Below are 16,769 nucleotides of genomic sequence, written 5' to 3' on the forward strand. Positions count from 1 at the left end.
CCGACGACGTCCGATTGCCTGGTCCCAGGCTTCGAGAAAGGACCATCGGCCTCGTGAACGGTAGGTTCGCGCACACCGCCGGTCGCCCCGGCGCGACGGGGGACGGCGCATGAGAATCAGCGTCATCCGGCCCGCGGAGTTGGGCCCGGCCGAGATCTCGGCATGGCGCGGAATGCAATGTTCCACCTCACACCTGGACAATCCCTTCCTCAGCCCGGACTTCACGATCGCGATGGGCGAGGTCCGCCCGGAAGCGCGGGTAGCGGTGATCAGCGAGTCCGGCGGGCCCGTGGGGTTCTTCCCCTTCGAACTGCACGGCGGCGGGGTGAGTACCGCTCTGGGCGGGTGGGTGTCGCTCTCCCAGGGGGTCGTCCACCGGCCGGGCGCCGAGTTCGACTCCGACGCCCTGCTTCGGGCGTGCGGGCTGAGCGTGTGGGAGTTCGGCTGTCTGGTCGACCACCAGCCGTGGTTCGAGCCGTTCGAGACGCTCAGACAGGAGGCCGTGGTCCTCGACTTCGCCGACGGCTACCACGCCTTCCTCGACGAGCTGCGCGGACGCTCCCCGAAGTTCCTCAAGTCCACCCTGTACAAGGAGCGGAAGCTGAGCCGCGACGTGGGCGAGGTCACCGCCGAGTTCGCGGTGGACGACCCCGAGAGCTTCCGGCTGCTGCGCCGGTGGAAGTCCGCCCAGTACCAGCGGATGGGCCGCGCCGACCGCTTCGGCAAGGCGTGGGTCGTGGAGCTGGTCGAACGCCTGCACGCCGTCGACACCGACGACTTCGCGGGGCCGCTGTCGATGCTGTACGCCGACGGCAGGCCCGTCGCGGGTCATTTCGGGCTGCGCACCGGCACGACGATGATCGGCTGGTTCCCCGCGTACGATCCCGAGTACGCCAGATACTCCCCCGGCCTGATCCAGCACCTGCGCATGGTCGAGTCCGCCGCGAAGCTCGGGATCACCTCGCTGGACCTGGGCATCAGCAACGGCTCGGAGTACAAGGACGCGCTGTGCAGCAGGACCGTCCCGGTCACCGAGGGCATCGTGCGCCGCCGGTCGATGGGCGCGGCGGCGCACTGGCTGCGTACCGAGCCGGTCCGCCGGGTGCGGCGGTTCATCCTCGACAGCCCGGTCCTGTACGGCGCCGCCGACCGGGCCATGAAGCGATACGGTCGGCTGCGCACCGGCAGGAAGAGTCGATGAGCCCTCGGAAGGAGGCCCGATGAGCGCCCGCCTTGCCACCTCCGGCCCCGCGGACGGCCGCCGCGCGCTTGAGGCGGTCATGCGTGACCGGATCGGCCAGGAGTGCCTCCACGTGCCGTCCGCCAGGTTCGGCCTGCTCCTCGCGCTGCGCCACTGGTTCAAGCGCGGCGACAGGGTGCTGATCTCGCCGACCAACTGTGAGACGGTGCTGTTCGTCGTGCTGGCCGCCGGACTCGAGCCGGTGATGGCGCCGGTCTCCTGGCGCGACGGCAACATCGACGTCCCCGCCGTCGACTGGACCGGACTCGCCGGTGTCGTCACCACCCACCTGTACGGTCAGCCCGACCGGGTGACCGAGCTGCGCGCAGAGTGCGACCGGCGCGGCGTGATCCTCCTCGACGACGCGGCGCACGCCATGCAGACGACCGTGGAGGGCCGCCCCGCGGGCACGTTCGGTACGGCCGGGGTGTTCAGCCTCGCCAAGCACGGGCGGGCGATGTCCGGCGGGTTCCTCACCGCGGAGGACCCGGCCGTGCTGCCCGAGCTGGCGCGTGCCAGGGACGAGCTGCTGCTCCCCGGAGGGGCGCGCGCCCAGTTGCTCGGCACGCTGCGGCCCGTGCTGCGCGAGACGATCTACCGCACCGGGCTGGTCAGGCCGATGTGGCACGCCCTCAAGGCGCTGGGTCTCGTGCGCTGGACCGGCCACCGCTGCCCGCCCCGCGAGGAGGAGTTGCGCGCGGTCGTCGCCGCCGACCCGGTCGACCCGCGCGCCATGGACCACTGGCTGCGGATCGACCTCGACGACTGGCGGATGCGCCAGGGGGCGCTGCTCCGCGGATACCACCGCTCCCGGTTCCGGGTGATCGACCGCGAACGGGAGCGCCGGGTGGCCGGGGTCGAGCTGCTCCGCGCCCTGCCCTGGGCGGCCGACGGCGTCCGCGAGGCGGCGCCGCTGCCGCTGCTGCGGGTGCCCCTGCTGGTCGAGAACCGCGACGAGGTCGTCGCCCGGCTGGAGAGCCGCGGCGTGGTACCCGGTTTCATCTACGACCCGCCGCTGGACGACTATCTGGACCGGGTTCCCTCGGGGCCGACCCCGGACATCGCCCGCTGGTGGACCGGTCACGTCCTGCCCGTCGACCCGCTCCGCGCCGCCCGCATCGCCGGGCTGCTGGCCGACCTGGACGTCCGCCCGGCCACGCGGCCCTTCACGACGCCGCGACGGCCCGGCTGAGCGAGGAGGCGCTCCCGCCCGGTACGCGCCGGGTCTACCGGGCGGCGGCGAGGTCGCCCGTGCGCAGGTCGGCCGTCTCCAGCTCGAACCAGACCCTGTTGGAGCCCGCCTCCCTGACCATGCCCCAGCGGTGGGCCAGCGTCTCCAGCATGGGCAGGCCCCGGCCCCCTGTCGCGTCGGCCGAGGCCCGGCTCGCGGTGGGGGCCTGGCAGGAGCCTTCGTCCTGGACCGAGACGCGCACTCCCGCCGGTGAGTGGACCACCGTGACGGTGAACGCCCCGCCGTTCCCCGACCTGGAGTGGATCACCGCGTTGGTGGCGATCTCACTCGTCAGCAGGACGCAGTCGTCGTGCAGGGGGTGGTCTCGCCCCAGAATCACCGAGACCAGGCGGCGCGCTCTCGCCACCTGGTCCGGGGACCCCGCCAGGCGGAGAACCCATTCACTGCCGTCGTACTCCGACGAGTCCATACCGCCCCCTCCGATGACGTTTCACTTCTGGGAAGACGCGGAGGTCGGCGGGGAAGATGTCGCGGAAAAGTAGGAATGTGATCACTTACCGGATAGCCAGGTGAGGCTTGCCAAAGCGGCTTTCACCTGCGTGTCCGCACCTGGCGTACCGTGCGGTTCCATCCGTCACAGACGGCGCCAGCGAGCCTCGAAGAAACAGTAGGCCGCGAACAGCAGCAGACCGATCGCGATGAGACCGAGCAGCCACGGACCGACAGGGGTGTCGGCGAGCGAGCGCAGCGTGGAGTCGACGCCCTTGGCCTTGTCGGGGTCGTAGGTGATCGCGGCCTGGATGATGAAGACACCTGCGGCCACGGCGATCGCGCCTCGGGCGATGAAACCGGCCATGCCGAACTTCTCGGCGAGGTTCCGCGCCTTCGCGGGCATCTCTCCGGTGCGCAGGTCCTCAAGGAACTTCTTCTTCCAGCCCTTGTGGATCCAGTAGCCTCCCAGAGCGATCAGCCCCAGCCCCATCAGGCCCACCAGGAACTGCCCGGCGGGCAGGTCCATCAGCATCGCCGTGATGTCCTTCGACTGGCTGTCCGACGAGGAGCCCGAGTCCCCGCGCAGCAGCACGTTGAGCAGCGTCGCCACCACCAGCGAGTAGACGACCACCCGTGCGGCGGCCTCCACCCTGTCCTTGGTCCGGCCGCGGCCGATGACGGCCTCCGACAGCTGCCAGGCGACCAGCGCGACGAACCCGATCACCATGAGCCAGAGCAGGAACGTCCCGAACGGCTGCTCGGCCACCGTCTCGATCGCGCCGCTGTTGTCGGCTTCCTTGCCTCCGCTGCCACCGCCGAAGGCGATCTGCAGGGCGAGGAAACCGATCAAGCCGTAGAGGACACCGCGGCCCGCTATGCCGACGCGTGCCAGCCTGTCCAGTGTCTGACTGTTGGCCGCTTTACGAGCGGCACCTTCCACATGAGCCTGAGGGGTGTTCATAACCACCCGCTCTTACCTGTGAGCGCCCCGGCAAACCTTACCGTTCGGGCATCGCGTCCAACCGCCGCAGGATCACTCCCTCGCGCAGCGCCCAGGGGCACACCTCCAGCTGGCTCACCCCGAACAGGTCCATCGCGGCGTCGGCGACGATCGCCCCGGCCGGCAGTTGCGGCGCCCGCGCCTCGGAGACCCCGGGCAGCTCGGCACGCTGCCCGGTGGTCATCTTGACGAGCCGGTCGGTCCACCCGACGAGGTCGGTGTGCCTGAGCACCCGGCGCACGGACGGCCCCTCGTTCGAGGGCGCGGCCCCGGCGATCCTGGCGAGCTGTCTGAACGTCTTGGACGTCGCCACCGCGTGGTCGGCCTGACCGTATCGGGACACGTTGCCCACCGTGCGGGCGATCTCGGCCCGTACGTGCCTGCGTAGCGCCCGCACCTCCTCGGCGGGTGGCGGATCGGCGGTGAAGCAGTTACGGGTGAGCCGGCCCGCCCCCAGCGGGAGCGACACCGCGACATCGGGCTGCTCGTCGATGCCCGAGGCGATCTCCAGTGAGCCCCCGCCGATGTCCAGCACCAGCAGCCGCCCGGACGACCACCCGAACCAGCGGCGCACGGCCAGGAACGTCAGCCTCGCCTCGTCCTGGCCGGACAGCACCTCGATGTCGACCTGCGTGTCGGCCTTGATCCTGGCGAGGACCTCCTCGCCGTTCACCGATTCCCTGACCGCGGAGGTCGCGAAGGCCATGAGGTCCTCGACCCCCTTGTCCTCGGCGAGCCGCAGCGCCTCCTCGACGAACCCCTGAAGCCGCGCGGCGCCTCGCGCGGACATGCGGTCGCCGTCCTCCATGTGCTCGGCGAGCCTCAGGTCCACCTTGTGGGAGTACGCCGGCAGCGGCCGGGCCCCCCGGTGCGCGTCCATCACCAGCAGATGGACCGTGTTGGAACCGATGTCGAGAACGCCCAGTCGCATGGGACGAAGTTACTACTCCCGCGGGCCCCGCCGGTCCGGGGTGCGCGTGTGAACGCTCACCGCGTATCCGCCGCCGTCGTAGGGCGCGCCCTCCCACGTGGCGAGGCGCCTCAGCGGGGAGAGCCCCACCTCCCGGCACCAGCCGTCGTAGTCGGCCAGGGTGACCGTCGCCGAGGCGAGCGGGAGGTGGGCGGCGTCCAGCCCGAACCCGCTCACCAGCAGCCCGCCGGGCCGCAGCAGCGCCGCGAGGCCCGCGACGGTCCGCGCCTCGGTCCCGGGGGCGAGCAGGGGGATGACGTTGCCCGCGGCGACGACCATGTCGAAGCTCCCGCCCTTCTCGCCGCTCTGAGGGGAATTACCCCGTTCATCCCGTACGATCCGGTTCTCCTGATCCGTGCGGTCCGCGAGCGCCACGGGATCGCCGAGGCCGGCGAGGTCGCCGAGGTCGCCGAGGTCGCCGAGGTCGGCCAGTATCCAGGGCAGGCGCGGCGCGACCCTCCGGGCGACGGCGAGCATGGACGCGTCGAGATCGACGCCCACGCAGTCGTATCCCAGCTCGGCGAGCCGGATCGCCACCCGCCCGGTGCCGCACCCGGCGTCCAGCACCCGGGCCGGCGGCGGCAGCAGCTCCGCGCACAGCCGCGCCTCACCGTGCATGTCCGCCCCCGACTCGGCCAGCCGGGCGAACCTCTCCGCGTACCGCTCCCCGGCGTCGCCCCCGGCGATGTCCGTCCAGCGACTCCTCGGTTCTCTCATCGCACCAGGGTCTCACCCGCGGGGGGAGCCCGCCGCGGCGGCCGGACGCGGAAGGCAGCGCGGCTCTCCACGCTCCCCCGTCACGCGTACGAGACCCCGAGGCGAGCCGATGCGGCACGTCAGCGGCTCCCGGCGCGGATCGCGGACGGGCCGGTCTCAGCGAGACCACCACGCGGCACCTGTCCATAGGACTGTCCGGATCAGGCCACGATAAGAAATACTTCTTGTCAATATGGGCGATTACTGCGAATACTTGCAATTTGTTCTTATTCGCGAGGAAGGCTCGTAATGAAGCGTGTCATTGTTCACAAGCCTGGCACCATCGCACTCAGCGGTACCGCCAGCCCTAAACACATCGGCTGAGGCGGAATCGCAGAACCGGCGTCCAGCGATGGGCGCCGGCTCCCGGTAGAGTCATATCGCCAAATATCAACTAATCGCGTTAAAGGAGTCCGGTGAGTCGGGGACAGCAACCGCAAGGAGACCCGCCGCCCCCCACCGTGGCCACCGTGGCCACGGTGGACACGGTGGACGCGGATCGGCGCCTGCGCGGGCCGTACACCGCCGGGAGCGCGATCGTCTCCGCCCTGCTACCCACCGCCCGGCCCGAACTCGTCTCCCGCTACGACATCGAGTTACGCGCCGTCGCGCCCGACCTGCGCGATCGGATCCCCGCCCGGCGCCGGTCGGTGGCCGCGAGCCTGCCGGCCGCGGAACGGATCCTGGTGCACGCCCCGCGCCGCACGCTGCGCCTGGCCAACGGCCTGGCCGAGTTCGTCCGTGAGCACCTGTCGGAAACCGGTGCCCGCACGTTCGTCGTCGAGAACGCCGACCTGGCCGACCCCACCGACCTTGAGCTCCTGACGGTGCTGCGGCGCCGTGTCCCCGGGAAACTGCTCACCGTGCTGACCCGAGAACGTGCCGTTCCCGAGGAGAGCCTCGACGCGGAACGGCACGACGCCCTCGCCGACGAGCTGGAGAGGGAGGGGACACTCGGCGCTCGACTCGGAGCGATCCCGTACCACCGCGAGCGCGGCGGTGACCCGTCGAAGGCGGTGGAGGCGTTCCTGTTCGCGGTGCAGTGGTGTCTGGACGAGGGTTACCACGACGCCGTGGTGGATCTCGGCGAGCGTGCCCTACGCCTCGCCCACCCCGACGACGACCCCGCGACGTGGTGGCGGCTCCTGCACAGCACCGCGACCGCGCTGGCCGCGCTCGGCCGCGAGGACGACTCGGAGGCCCTGTTCGACCTGGCCAGGCGTGAAAGCCTCTCCCCCGTCGTCCACGCCTCCGCCGCCTACGCCACCGGGATGCTGAAGGTCCGCCGTCGCGACCCGGCACGGCGCGACCCCGACGCCGCGCTGGCGTTGGTGAACCAGGCGATCGCCATCTCCTCGCTGCTGCCCGACCCTCGCGAGCGGGCGTTCAAACTGGGGTTCGACCTCAACGGCCGGGCGCTGGTGGAGGTGCGGCGCGGCCGTCCCGCCAAGGCCCTGGAGCTGGTCCAGGAGGCCGTCGCCCTGGCCGATCGCGACCTGCTGCCCGGCGAGCACCCGATACACCGGCTGGTGCTGCTGGCCAACAGGGCGCAACTCGCCGTGATGCTGGGCCGTCCCGCGGACGCGCTCGGCGACCTGAACGCGGTGATCGCGGCCGACCCCGGCTATCCCGACTACTACATCGACCGGGGCAACCTGCTGCACCGCCTGGGCCGGATGGACGAGGCGGTCGCCGACTACGAGACGGCGATGCGGGTCGGCCCTCCCTTCCCCGAGCCCTACTACAACCGGGCCGAGATCCGCTTCTCCGCGGGTGACCATCGAGGCTCGCTCGCCGACCTGAACCACGCGCTGGAACTGGACCCGGAGTTCGTGGACGGCCTGGCCAACCGGGCGGGGCTGCTGGCCGCGCTCGGCGAGTACACCGCGGCCAGGGCAGACACCGAGACCGGGCTCGCCATCGATCCCGCCAACCCGTACCTGTTGTGCGCGCTGGGCCAGGTGGAGACCGCCGAGGGCCGCTACGACAGGGCACGCACCGCCTTCGACCGCGCCCTGGAACTCGCCCCCTCGCTCGCCGCCGCCTGGGCGAACCGAGGACTGCTGGCGTTCGAGACCGGCGATCCCGAGGGGGCCGTCGCGGACTTCACCCGGGCGCTCGACGCCGGGGACGATCCCGCCCTGCTGTTCAACCGGGCGATGGCGCTGCGCGCCGCCGGACGCGACCAGGAGGCGCGTGCCGATCTCACCCGCGCGCTGGAACTCGCCCCGGACGACGAGGACATCAGGCGCGAACTGAAGTCCTGACCCCGGACGTCCCCTGACCGAGGCACGGCGAAGGCCCCGGAAAACATTCCGGATTCGGAGACTGGAAGCAGAAAGTCACGGTCGGTAAGGTGCCGTGCCCGTACGGGAGAATCCCGCTATCCGAATATCCATCGCACACACAGTGATGTGCGTGTGCCGTCTCGTATTCGCCTCCGGATATTCCCGGGATCGGCGGCGGGTAGGGGCGATTTCCCGATTCCGGACGCGGTCACCGTGCGCCACGCCGCCGGACACCCCGTGCGCGAGTGCCGCGTCCGCGAGGGACGGGTGATGACGGATTCGAGGGCCGGACGAGCGCGGGCGGTGGACGACGAGCGGACCGGGCGACCGGGGGTCGTGTCAGGTGACACGAGAGTGTCAGCGGGCCGCAAACCGGACGACGCAGCCCAAGTCCTACGCAGCGAGCATGTCAGCAGGGCTGGGGGGCGGGCAGGCGGCCCTCGAAGAAGGCGCCAGGGGTGACGCCCATCAGCGTACGGAACTCGGCTGTCATGTGGGACTGATCGTAGTAGCCGGCGGCCACGGCCAGGTCGGCCCAGCGGGGGCCGTCGGCACGAGCGAGAGCGAGGATCTCGCGGACGCGTTCGATGCGCTCGAAGCGTTTGGGCGGCAGGCCGACGGCCTCGGCGAACACGGCGCGCAGGTGGCGTTCGCTGACGGCGAGGTGGCGGGCGATGGCGGGCAGCGGTTTGCGCCGCTTTCCCGTGCGACCGCCCAGCGCCTGGACGGCGGCCTGGACCAGTTCGCCTCGCGCCCCGTCCGATGACGACCTGGCCGACAGCGCCGCCTCCAGATGTTCGAGTATCAGGCCGTCGTCCCCGCCCGCCTGCCTCAGCATGGCTTTCAGCCGGTCGTAGGAGGAGCCCCACAGTTCCTCGAGGCGGACCACCCGGTCGGTGAGCTCGCTCACCGGGACGCCGAGCAACGGCCGGGCGGCGCCGGGACGCAACCGCAGCCGCAGGCAGAGCGGGATGGCCTTGCCGACGTGGTACGAGGCGCGCGTGCGCGGGCCGATCACCAGCAGATCGCTCTGCCCCGCAGCGGTCGTACGGAAGACGAGGGACGTGTCGGCGTCGGGGACGTGCACGAGCGGCTGCCGCTCACCCGTTGCGGGATCGTCCGCCCTGAGCACGCTCACCGCCTTGATCAGCGGCCGCAGGCCGTCCGGCACGGCCATCGGGACCTCGATGCTCATGACCACAACGTTAGCCGGGCCGCAGGCTGCGCATGCGTGCCGAAAATTCCTATAAGGGCTGGTGGGCGGGCTGACAGGGTGAGCGCATGATTCTGGTCACGGGTGCCACGGGCACGGTCGGCGGTGAGGTGGTCCGGTTACTGGCGGGCCGGGGTGAGCATGTCAGGGCGATGACCCGGGAACCGCCGAAGGGCGCGACGTCGCCGGGTGTGGAAGTCGTACGGGGGGATTTCGACGATCCAGGGTCGTTGGCCGAGGCGGCCCGCGGTGTCGACGCCCTGTTCCTGCTGAGTGCCCCGGGCCCGTGGCTCGCCCGGCACGACGAGGCGATGATCACAACGGCGCGGGCCGCGGGAGTGCGGAAGGTGGTGAAGGTCTCGGCGATCGGCACGGGGGAGGATCACGAGGACGCCGAGGTCGGGGACTGGCATCTGGCCGGAGAGCGGGCGCTGAGCTCGAGTGAGATGGAATGGACGGTTTTGCGACCGTCCAGTTTCGCCTCCAACACCTTGAGGTGGGCTCCCCAGGTTCGGCAGGGGCGACCGGTGCCGAACACGACGGGCAACGGCAGGCAGGGGGTCGTCGATCCGCGTGACGTGGCCGAGGTGGCGGTGACGGCGCTGACGTCCGGCGAGCACGTACGAACCGTCCTCACACTGACCGGACCCGAGCTGCTCAGCGTCCCGGACATGGCGAAGGCGCTGGGCGAGACGCTCGGGCGGGCCGTCGAGACGGTGGACGTGCCGCTGGAGGTCCACCACGAGCGGATGATCGCCGCCGGGGTGGATCCCGAGTTCGCCGCCTTCGCGGTCGACGGCTCCCGGAAGGTGGCGCGGGACGGCAACGCGCGGCTCACCCGGGACGTCGAGCGGGTGCTGGGGCGTACTCCCCGTACGTTCCTCACCTGGGCGGCCGATCACAGCGCCGCTTTCGTCTCGGGCTGAAACCGGCACCTGGACCTCAGACCGGGCGGCGACACGGGTCAGATGCCGCCCGGTCGATTCCCGGCCTGGACTCCGCCGGGCAGGGCGGCTTCGCGCCGGGCTTCCGGCGTCATCGACGTCTCATGACGCACGTACCGACACCCTCGCGTCGCCCGGCGAGTCGCACAGCCGACGGGCAGCCGACAAGCAGGGTCAGCGGAGCGAGCCTCCGAGATGGCGTTCCGCCAGCTCGCAGGTGCCCTCGGTGTAGCCGGAGCCGAGTTCCGCGGCGATGTCGGCACCGGTGTGGGTGCCGATCCAGGCGACGAGCAGCAGGCGGCGGAACATCACGAACGTCCAGATCTCGGCCTCGTCCTCGGCCGGGAGGTCCAGGACGGTCCGGTAGCCCCGCACCCACGCGTCGATCAGCTCGGGAACCTCGGGGCGATGCTCGACGAAGCTGACCGCGGCGGCCAGGTCGTAGAGATACCAGCCGAAGCCGCAGTCGTCGAAGTCGATGACGCCGGGCGGGTTCTCACCCTCCACGAGCAGGTTGGCGGCGCGCAGGTCGGCGTGGATCAGGCCGTAGCGTCCGGGGCCGCGGCCGAAGCGGTGGAGCCGCTCGCGCAACTCCTTGTCCAACCGCCCCAGCACGGCCCGCGCCTCGGTGTCCATCCCCAGGCCGTCCTGCCAGCGGCCCCACCGCGACTCGGCGCCGAGGGCGGCCTCGTAGTCCCAGTGGAAACGGGTGAACCCCTCGGGCGGGGACCACCCGCGCGCGTGCCGGTGCATTCGCGCCGTGAGGGCGCCGAGCCGCTCGAAGCCGGGCAGTGGATCGTCCTGGGACGGCTCTGTGCCGGGCAGGAACTCGAACATCACGCAGTCGCGCGGCTCGGGGCCCGGGACGGTCAGCACCCTGGAACCGTCGGGAGCCGGGATCACCCGGGGGGTGCGGATCCCCGCCTGCTCACGAAGCGCCTCCAGCCAGGACAGCTCCGACAGGATCGCCGGGGTGGAGTGATAGCCGAGCCGGTGCACCCGCAGGATGGAACGCGTGCCCGAGACCGGATCGTCCACCCGGTAGGTGGCGTTCTCCGACACGTTGACCAGGGTGACCTCGGCGTCGGGCAGGCCGTGGATCCGCGTCGCCGCGCGGGCCACATCGTGCACGCGGGCCAGCACGTCACCCCCGGCGGACAGGTCGTGGACCCGCATCGGCTCCTCCATCGTCGGTCGGGTCGGGCGCGCGAGACGCCAGATCCTATCCGAGATTCCGGTGTCGCCCCGCGGTGCCGTTTCCCTTACGGGACGACGGTCCCGGCCCGCTCCGGTCCTCCGAAAGGCCCTCGCGGGCGTCGCATCGTTATGACACCTCACATCACCAGAACGGCGGCGCACGCGCACCCGGCCGTCCACGCCGACGACCTTCGAGACGGTTTGGAGACGGTGGGGAGACCGGTGAACCTGGAACTCGCACTGCGCATGTGTGAGGCCGCGGTGCGGCAGGCCGCGCGGGAGGGGGCGCTCGTCTCGGTCGCCGTGGTGGACGCGGGCGGGGACCTGGTCGCGTTCCAGCGGATGGACGGCGCGCGGATCACCGGATCCGTCCTCGCCCCCGGCAAGGCGTACACCGCTCTCGCCCACCGCATGCCGACCGCCGACCTCGCGCCGCTGGTCCTGCCGGGAGGCGAGTTGTACGGTCTGGCGGGTGATCGGTACGTGTGCTTCGGCGGGGGTGTGCCGCTCGGAGGGTCAGGCGACGGGTACGGGGCGGGCCGGGCGAGCCGGGTGGTGGGCGCGGTCGGCGTGAGTGGCGGCACCGTTGCCCAGGACATCGTCTGCGCCGAGACCGCCGCAGCCCTCTGGGAAAGCGCATAAACGGATATATGAACAAAAAAAGGGGCGGCGGAAATCGTCATTCCGGTGAAACAGAAGCGCGGTGTGTTACCTCCGCCGACCGCGGGGCAGTGAGGGCTTGCCCCGGACGATGATCGTCTGGGATGACCCTTTGGAGGATTCTCGTGGACGTTCTCGTGCTGCTCGCCCTGGTCTGTTTCCTGGCCGCCACGATCTGGTCCGCCATCAGCCGCTCCTGGCCGATCGCGCTGCTCGCCGCGGGGGCGTTCCTGCTCACGCTGTCAGAGACCTCCCTCATCAGCGGCTAGGCTCCCGTCGATCTCGGCGCGGGTGGGCATCGAGGTGCTGGCACCCGCGCGCTGGACGGACAGGCCCGCGGCCGCGGTGGCGAAGCGGACGGCCCGCTCGACGGGCTGCCGCTCGACGCGAGCCGCGGCGAGGGCTCCCACGAAGGTGTCGCCCGCGGCCGTGGTGTCCACCACGGCCACCGTGGGGGCCTCGACGCGCACCGCGGGCCCGTCGCCCGAGGCGGTGAGCGCGCCGCGCGCCCCCAGGGTGATGATCACCCATCCGACCTCGCCCCTCAGTTTCTCCAGGGCTGCCTCGTGGCCGGCCAGGCCGGTGATCGCCGAGGCCTCGTGCTCGTTCGCCACCAGGATGTCCACGGCCTCCAGCAGCTCCGCGGGGAGCGGCTGGACGGGCGCGGGGGTGAGGACGACGGTGGTCCCGGCCGCGCGGGCGGCTCTGGCGGCCGCGGTGACGGCCTCGATGGGGAGCTCCAGCTGCAGAAGCAGCATGTCGGAGCGGGAGATGACCTCGATCTCGGCCTCCGAGGGAGCGGTCACGGTCCCGTTGGCGCCGGGGACCACGATGATCGAGTTACCGCCGTCGCCGTCCACCACGATCTGGGCGATGCCGGAGGGGCCGGGGACCGTGCGCAGGTGGGTCGCGTCGACCCCCGCCTCGGTGAGCGTACGCCGCATCTCGGTCCCGAAGGCGTCGTCGCCCACCGCGCCGAGAAAGGCGACCGCGGCTCCCGCCCGCGCGGCGGCGACGGCCTGGTTGGCGCCCTTGCCACCGGGCACCGTGCGGAAGGCACGGCCGGTCACGGTCTCGCCGAGCGCGGGGGCGACGTCGACGTAGGCCACGAGATCCATGTTGGCACTGCCGAAGACCGAGATCACTGTTCCTCCTCGCGGTCGGGAGCACGGGTGCGGGAACGTGTGTCAGGAACGCAGGTAGGCCAGGACCGCGAGGACACGGCGGTGCTGGTCACCGTCCTCGGCGTACAGACCGAGCTTCGCGAAGATGCTGCGGATGTGCTTCTCCACGGCCCCGTCGCTGACCACCAGCTGACGGCCGATGGCCGGGTTGGACCTGCCCTCGGCCATCAGGCCGAGCACCTCGCGCTCTCGCGGGGTGAGCTGGGCGAGAGGATCGTCGCGGCGGCGTCGCACCATCAGCTGTGCCACCACCTGGGGGTCGAAGACCGTACCTCCGGCCGCGACCGTGCGCAGCCCTCCCATGAAGTCGTCCACGTCCACGACGCGGTCCTTGAGCAGGTATCCCACCGCGCCCCTGGCGTCGGCGAGCAGATCGTCGGCATAGGACACCTCCACGTACTGGGACAGGATCAGCACCGGCGCGCCGGGAACCCTCCGGCGCGCCTCCACCGCCGCCCGCAGCCCCTCGTCGGTGAAGCCGGGCGGCATTCGTACGTCCACCACCGAGACGTCCGGCCGGTGCTCCGCGACGGCCTCCACCAGGCGGTCGCCGTCGCCCACCGCCGCGACCACCTGGCAGCCGAACTCCTCCAGGAGCCTGATCAGGCCTTCCCTGATGAGCACCGCGTCATCGGCCACAACTACCCGCACGGAACCTCCGCCACTATGACCGTCGGCCCTCCGACGGGTGAGTCGACCGCCAGTTCGCCGTCCACCGCCTTCAGGCGGTCCCCGAGCCCCGACAGGCCATGTCCCTTGGCGACATGGGCGCCGCCGACCCCATCATCCCCGATTGTCAGCATGAGGAAGTCCCCCGTCCTGCTCAGCGTCACGGTACAGATCGTGGCCTGGCTGTGCTTGGCGACGTTGGTGAGGGACTCGGCGACGACGAAGTAGACGGTGTTCTCCACGGCCGCGGGGAAGCGCCCCACGACCTGGACGTCCAGCTCGACGGGGACGGTGCACCGGCCGGCGAGCGCGGCGAGCGCCGGGGCCAGGCCGCGGTCGCTGAGGATCGGCGGGGCGATGCCGCGCGACAGGGCGCGTAGCTCGTCCAGGGTGTCGCGGGTGGAGGTGATGGCCTCGCCGAGCATCCGTTCGACGGCCCCCGGGTCGCGCCTGAGCTGGCGCTGGGCCCGCGACAGGTCCATCGCCAGGGAGACCAGGCGCTGCTGCGGCCCGTCGTGGATGTCGCGCTCCAGCCGGCGCAGCGCGTTGGCCTCGGCCGACACCGCGGCGGCCCGGCCCTCGGCCAGGTCGTCGATGCGCTCGTGCAGCTCGGCCACCCCGGTCAGCATCGCCCTGCCGAGCCCGGCCTGGACGAGCGCGGCGCCCCGCACGATCGCCGGGAGGGTGAGGGCGAAGAGCACGCCGATGGTGGTGTTGATGATCACATCGACCCACAGGCTGTCACCCAGCCCGAGGAGCCTGCCCAGTCCCCCGTCGTTGCCGGGGATGGCGTAGATGATCCACCCGTAGAGCGGGTAGGCGAGACCGGCGATCGTCCCTGCCCACCAGACCGTCGCCAGCACGAAGGTGACGATGGAGATCGGGAAGACCACGACGCCGTAGAGCAGGTCGAGCCACGACTGGCCGTTGGTGAGCGGGTTGATCATCCTGCGGAACCATCCGGCGCTCTCCGGCGCGGGCAGATATCTCGGCCGGGCCACGGGACGGCCGAGCACCTCGGGCAGCCAGCGCCGCTCGACGTCGGCGAACCCCCTGGCCACCAGGAGGGTCGTCGCGAGGATGGGCAACCCCACGAACACGACGGTCGTGCCGATCCCCGCGGCGAAGCCGGCCACCATCAGGACGAACCAGATGACGGAGAGCGGGAAACCCACGATCAGGTAGCGGGTGTCGGTGCCGATGCGGCCGAGAAGGGTTCTCATGGCGCCAACGCTACGAGGGCCGGCCCCGTCGATCGACCCTGTGTGCCCGCGTACCGGGGTGGGGCCAGCACTACCCGGGACGGTGGGGAGATCGGGCGAGAAGACTGCTGCGCGCGTCACTGTGCCGCCGGGCTCCTGGCGGGAGGCTTTTCCCATCGTCACACCCGCTCGTCACACCCGCTCGTCACACCCGCGATTTTCGCCCTCCCTCCCCGAGATCCTCCTTTCGGAGATCTTCCTCCCTGAGAATCGAGACCCCCTTGACCGCCGTGATCCCTGGTTCGGCAGCGCCTCCCGCAGCGCCTACGTCGGTGTCTCCGACGGCGCCGCGACCCGTGACCGCGGCGGCGACCGCGGCGTCGGCTCCCGCGAACTCGGTGGCGACCGCGCCCGTGACAGCCGTCCCGCTCCCCCGTACGGCGCCTCGCCCGGCCTCCGCGCGCGCCGCGCGTGACCCGTTCATCGACGTGCTCCGCGTGTTCGGCATGGTCCTGGTGGTGCTCCAGCACTGGAGCATGCCGCTGCTCTCCTTCGCCGACGGCCGGATCTCCACCGGTAACGCGCTGGCCGTGGGGAACGGATGGATGATCACGTGGTTCAGCCAGGTGATGCCGCTGGTGTTCTTCGCGGGGGGCGCGGCCAACGCGATCAGCCGGCGGAGCGCGGCGAGGCGCGGCGAGGCGACCCCCGCGTGGCTGGCGGGACGCCTGCGCCGCCTGGCCTGGCCGGTGATCCCGCTGGCGGCGGTCTGGCTGCCGTTGCCTCACCTGCTCCTCGCGCTCGGCGTTCCCGAGCAGCCGGTCATGACGGCCTCACGGCTGGCCGGGCAGCTGCTCTGGTTCCTCGCGATCTATCTCGTCGCGGTGGCGGCGACGACGCCGATGCTCAGGCTCAACATGGTGTACGGCTGGCGGGTGCCGGTCGCGCTGGCGGCGGGGGCCGTGGCGGTGGACGTCCTGCGCTTCACCGGCGGCCTGGACATCGCCGGTCTCCCCAACATCGTGCTGGTCTGGCTGGCGGTGCACCAGCTCGGCTTCCTCTATGTCGACGGCCGGCTGCGCCGTCCCTGGGTCCTGGCCCTGGCCGGGTACGGTCTGGGCGCGGTGCTCACGGCCTTCGGCCCCTACCCGCTCAGCATGATCGGGATGCCGGGGGCCTCCGTCTCCAACATGGCGCCCCCCACGGTCGCGCTGCTCTCGGTCGGGGTGGGCCAGATCGGGCTCGCGTTGGCGCTGCGCCGGTGGATCGTCTCCTTCGCGGAGTGGCCGGGGGTCTCGCGGGCTCTGGACTGGGCCGGCTGCCGGATGATGACCCTCTACCTGTGGCACATGAGCGCGCTGTTCGTCATCGTCTCGGTGGTCGTGGTGGGTCTGGGCATCTCCACTCCCGAGCCGGGGACGTCGGCCTGGCTGTCCGGCTGGCCCCACTGGCTGCTCATGCTGGCCCTGGCGATGTGGCCGCTGCTCCGGGGGTTCGCCAGGTTCGAGACGCCTCCCGCGACGGGGCCGTACACCGGCGGGACGGTCAGGATCCTGCTGGCCACCGCGCTGGTGGGACTGGGCCTGCTCACGTTCACGGTGAACGGTTTCGTGCCGGGGACGGCGTCCCTGCTCGGGGCGGGCGCGATCGTGGCGGGTCTGGCGCTCACCGGCTCCTCCCGCCGCGCCCTCCCCTCTCGTGGGCGCCGGGGCGTACCGAGTGTGCCGGGCCGACGAGCCGACGGCGTGGTCATCTAATTTGA

General features: G+C 71.4%; 16 protein-coding genes. 7 read left to right on the top strand and 9 right to left on the bottom strand.

Features of this window, described 5'->3' with window-relative positions; all coding sequences use genetic code 11:
• The first annotated feature begins 109 nt into the window (after positions 1-109).
• Together ABT352_RS09080 and ABT352_RS09085 are read left to right on the top strand one after the other, a co-directional pair.
• The gene (locus tag ABT352_RS09080; protein WP_350943761.1) at positions 110-1,201 is read left to right on the top strand and encodes a GNAT family N-acetyltransferase; all 1,092 of its coding nucleotides are present in this window, start codon (positions 110-112) and stop codon (positions 1,199-1,201) included.
• A gap of 19 nt (positions 1,202-1,220) precedes the next feature.
• The gene (locus ABT352_RS09085) at positions 1,221-2,432 is read left to right on the top strand and encodes a DegT/DnrJ/EryC1/StrS family aminotransferase (protein WP_350943763.1); all 1,212 of its coding nucleotides are present in this window, start codon (positions 1,221-1,223) and stop codon (positions 2,430-2,432) included.
• Between the two features lie 34 nt (positions 2,433-2,466).
• Here ABT352_RS09085 and ABT352_RS09090 read toward each other — a convergent pair whose 3' ends face one another.
• The 4 genes from ABT352_RS09090 to ABT352_RS09105 form a co-directional block, all read right to left on the bottom strand.
• A complete protein-coding gene (locus tag ABT352_RS09090) occupies positions 2,467-2,901 on the bottom strand; it encodes an ATP-binding protein (RefSeq protein WP_350943765.1) in 435 nt (144 codons plus the stop codon).
• A gap of 165 nt (positions 2,902-3,066) precedes the next feature.
• Complete coding sequence (locus ABT352_RS09095) at positions 3,067-3,885, bottom strand: DUF1206 domain-containing protein (protein ID WP_350943767.1); 819 nt, start codon at positions 3,883-3,885, stop codon at positions 3,067-3,069.
• 37 nt (positions 3,886-3,922) lie between these two features.
• Positions 3,923-4,855 (bottom strand): Ppx/GppA family phosphatase, encoded by a 933-nt coding sequence (locus ABT352_RS09100; protein ID WP_350943769.1) that lies wholly within the window; start codon positions 4,853-4,855, stop codon positions 3,923-3,925.
• Between the two features lie 12 nt (positions 4,856-4,867).
• Positions 4,868-5,611 carry a class I SAM-dependent methyltransferase gene (locus ABT352_RS09105; RefSeq protein ID WP_350943771.1) on the bottom strand — a complete coding sequence of 248 codons (744 nt, stop codon included), beginning with the start codon at positions 5,609-5,611 and terminating at the stop codon, positions 4,868-4,870.
• A 455-nt stretch (positions 5,612-6,066) separates the two neighbouring features.
• Here ABT352_RS09105 and ABT352_RS09110 point away from each other — a divergent pair, with 455 nt between their 5' ends.
• Positions 6,067-7,917, top strand: a complete 1,851-nt coding sequence (locus ABT352_RS09110) for a tetratricopeptide repeat protein (RefSeq protein WP_350943773.1) — start codon at positions 6,067-6,069, stop codon at positions 7,915-7,917.
• Between the two features lie 430 nt (positions 7,918-8,347).
• On the opposite strand, the gene ABT352_RS09115 is transcribed toward ABT352_RS09110, so the two are convergent.
• Positions 8,348-9,133, bottom strand: a complete 786-nt coding sequence (locus tag ABT352_RS09115) for a helix-turn-helix domain-containing protein (RefSeq protein WP_350943775.1) — start codon at positions 9,131-9,133, stop codon at positions 8,348-8,350.
• Positions 9,134-9,219: 86 nt separating this feature from the next.
• On the opposite strand from ABT352_RS09115, the gene ABT352_RS09120 reads away from it, so the two are divergent.
• Positions 9,220-10,077 (top strand): NAD(P)H-binding protein, encoded by an 858-nt coding sequence (locus tag ABT352_RS09120; protein WP_350943776.1) that lies wholly within the window; start codon positions 9,220-9,222, stop codon positions 10,075-10,077.
• A gap of 192 nt (positions 10,078-10,269) precedes the next feature.
• Here ABT352_RS09120 and ABT352_RS09125 read toward each other — a convergent pair whose 3' ends face one another.
• Positions 10,270-11,271: a phosphotransferase enzyme family protein gene (locus ABT352_RS09125; RefSeq protein ID WP_350943778.1), complete on the bottom strand. Its 1,002-nt coding sequence runs from the start codon at positions 11,269-11,271 to the stop codon at positions 10,270-10,272.
• 243 nt (positions 11,272-11,514) lie between these two features.
• Here ABT352_RS09125 and ABT352_RS09130 point away from each other — a divergent pair, with 243 nt between their 5' ends.
• The gene (locus ABT352_RS09130) at positions 11,515-11,934 is read left to right on the top strand and encodes a GlcG/HbpS family heme-binding protein (RefSeq protein ID WP_350943779.1); all 420 of its coding nucleotides are present in this window, start codon (positions 11,515-11,517) and stop codon (positions 11,932-11,934) included.
• Positions 11,935-12,077: 143 nt separating this feature from the next.
• On the top strand, positions 12,078-12,221 hold the full coding sequence (locus ABT352_RS09135) for a hypothetical protein (RefSeq protein ID WP_350943780.1): 144 nt from the start codon (positions 12,078-12,080) through the stop codon (positions 12,219-12,221).
• On the opposite strand, the gene ABT352_RS09140 is transcribed toward ABT352_RS09135, so the two are convergent.
• From ABT352_RS09140 to ABT352_RS09150, 3 genes are read right to left on the bottom strand one after another with little or no spacing between them, the layout of a single operon-like run.
• Positions 12,195-13,097, bottom strand: a complete 903-nt coding sequence (locus tag ABT352_RS09140) for a ribokinase (protein ID WP_350943782.1) — start codon at positions 13,095-13,097, stop codon at positions 12,195-12,197. The genes ABT352_RS09135 and ABT352_RS09140 overlap by 27 nt on opposite strands.
• A gap of 42 nt (positions 13,098-13,139) precedes the next feature.
• Positions 13,140-13,787, bottom strand: coding sequence for a response regulator (locus ABT352_RS09145; RefSeq protein WP_350943783.1), 648 nt, complete (start codon positions 13,785-13,787; stop codon positions 13,140-13,142).
• Positions 13,778-15,028, bottom strand: a complete 1,251-nt coding sequence (locus ABT352_RS09150; RefSeq protein ID WP_350943784.1) for a sensor histidine kinase — start codon at positions 15,026-15,028, stop codon at positions 13,778-13,780. Before ABT352_RS09150 ends, ABT352_RS09145 begins: the two co-directional genes overlap by 10 nt.
• Before the next feature lie 335 nt (positions 15,029-15,363).
• Here ABT352_RS09150 and ABT352_RS09155 point away from each other — a divergent pair, with 335 nt between their 5' ends.
• A complete protein-coding gene (locus ABT352_RS09155) occupies positions 15,364-16,764 on the top strand; it encodes an acyltransferase family protein (RefSeq protein ID WP_350943786.1) in 1,401 nt (466 codons plus the stop codon).
• The last annotated feature ends 5 nt before the right edge of the window (positions 16,765-16,769 follow it).

It is taken from the genome of Streptosporangium sp. NPDC000563 (genome assembly GCF_040299985.1).
GTDB lineage: Bacteria > Actinomycetota > Actinomycetes > Streptosporangiales > Streptosporangiaceae > Streptosporangium.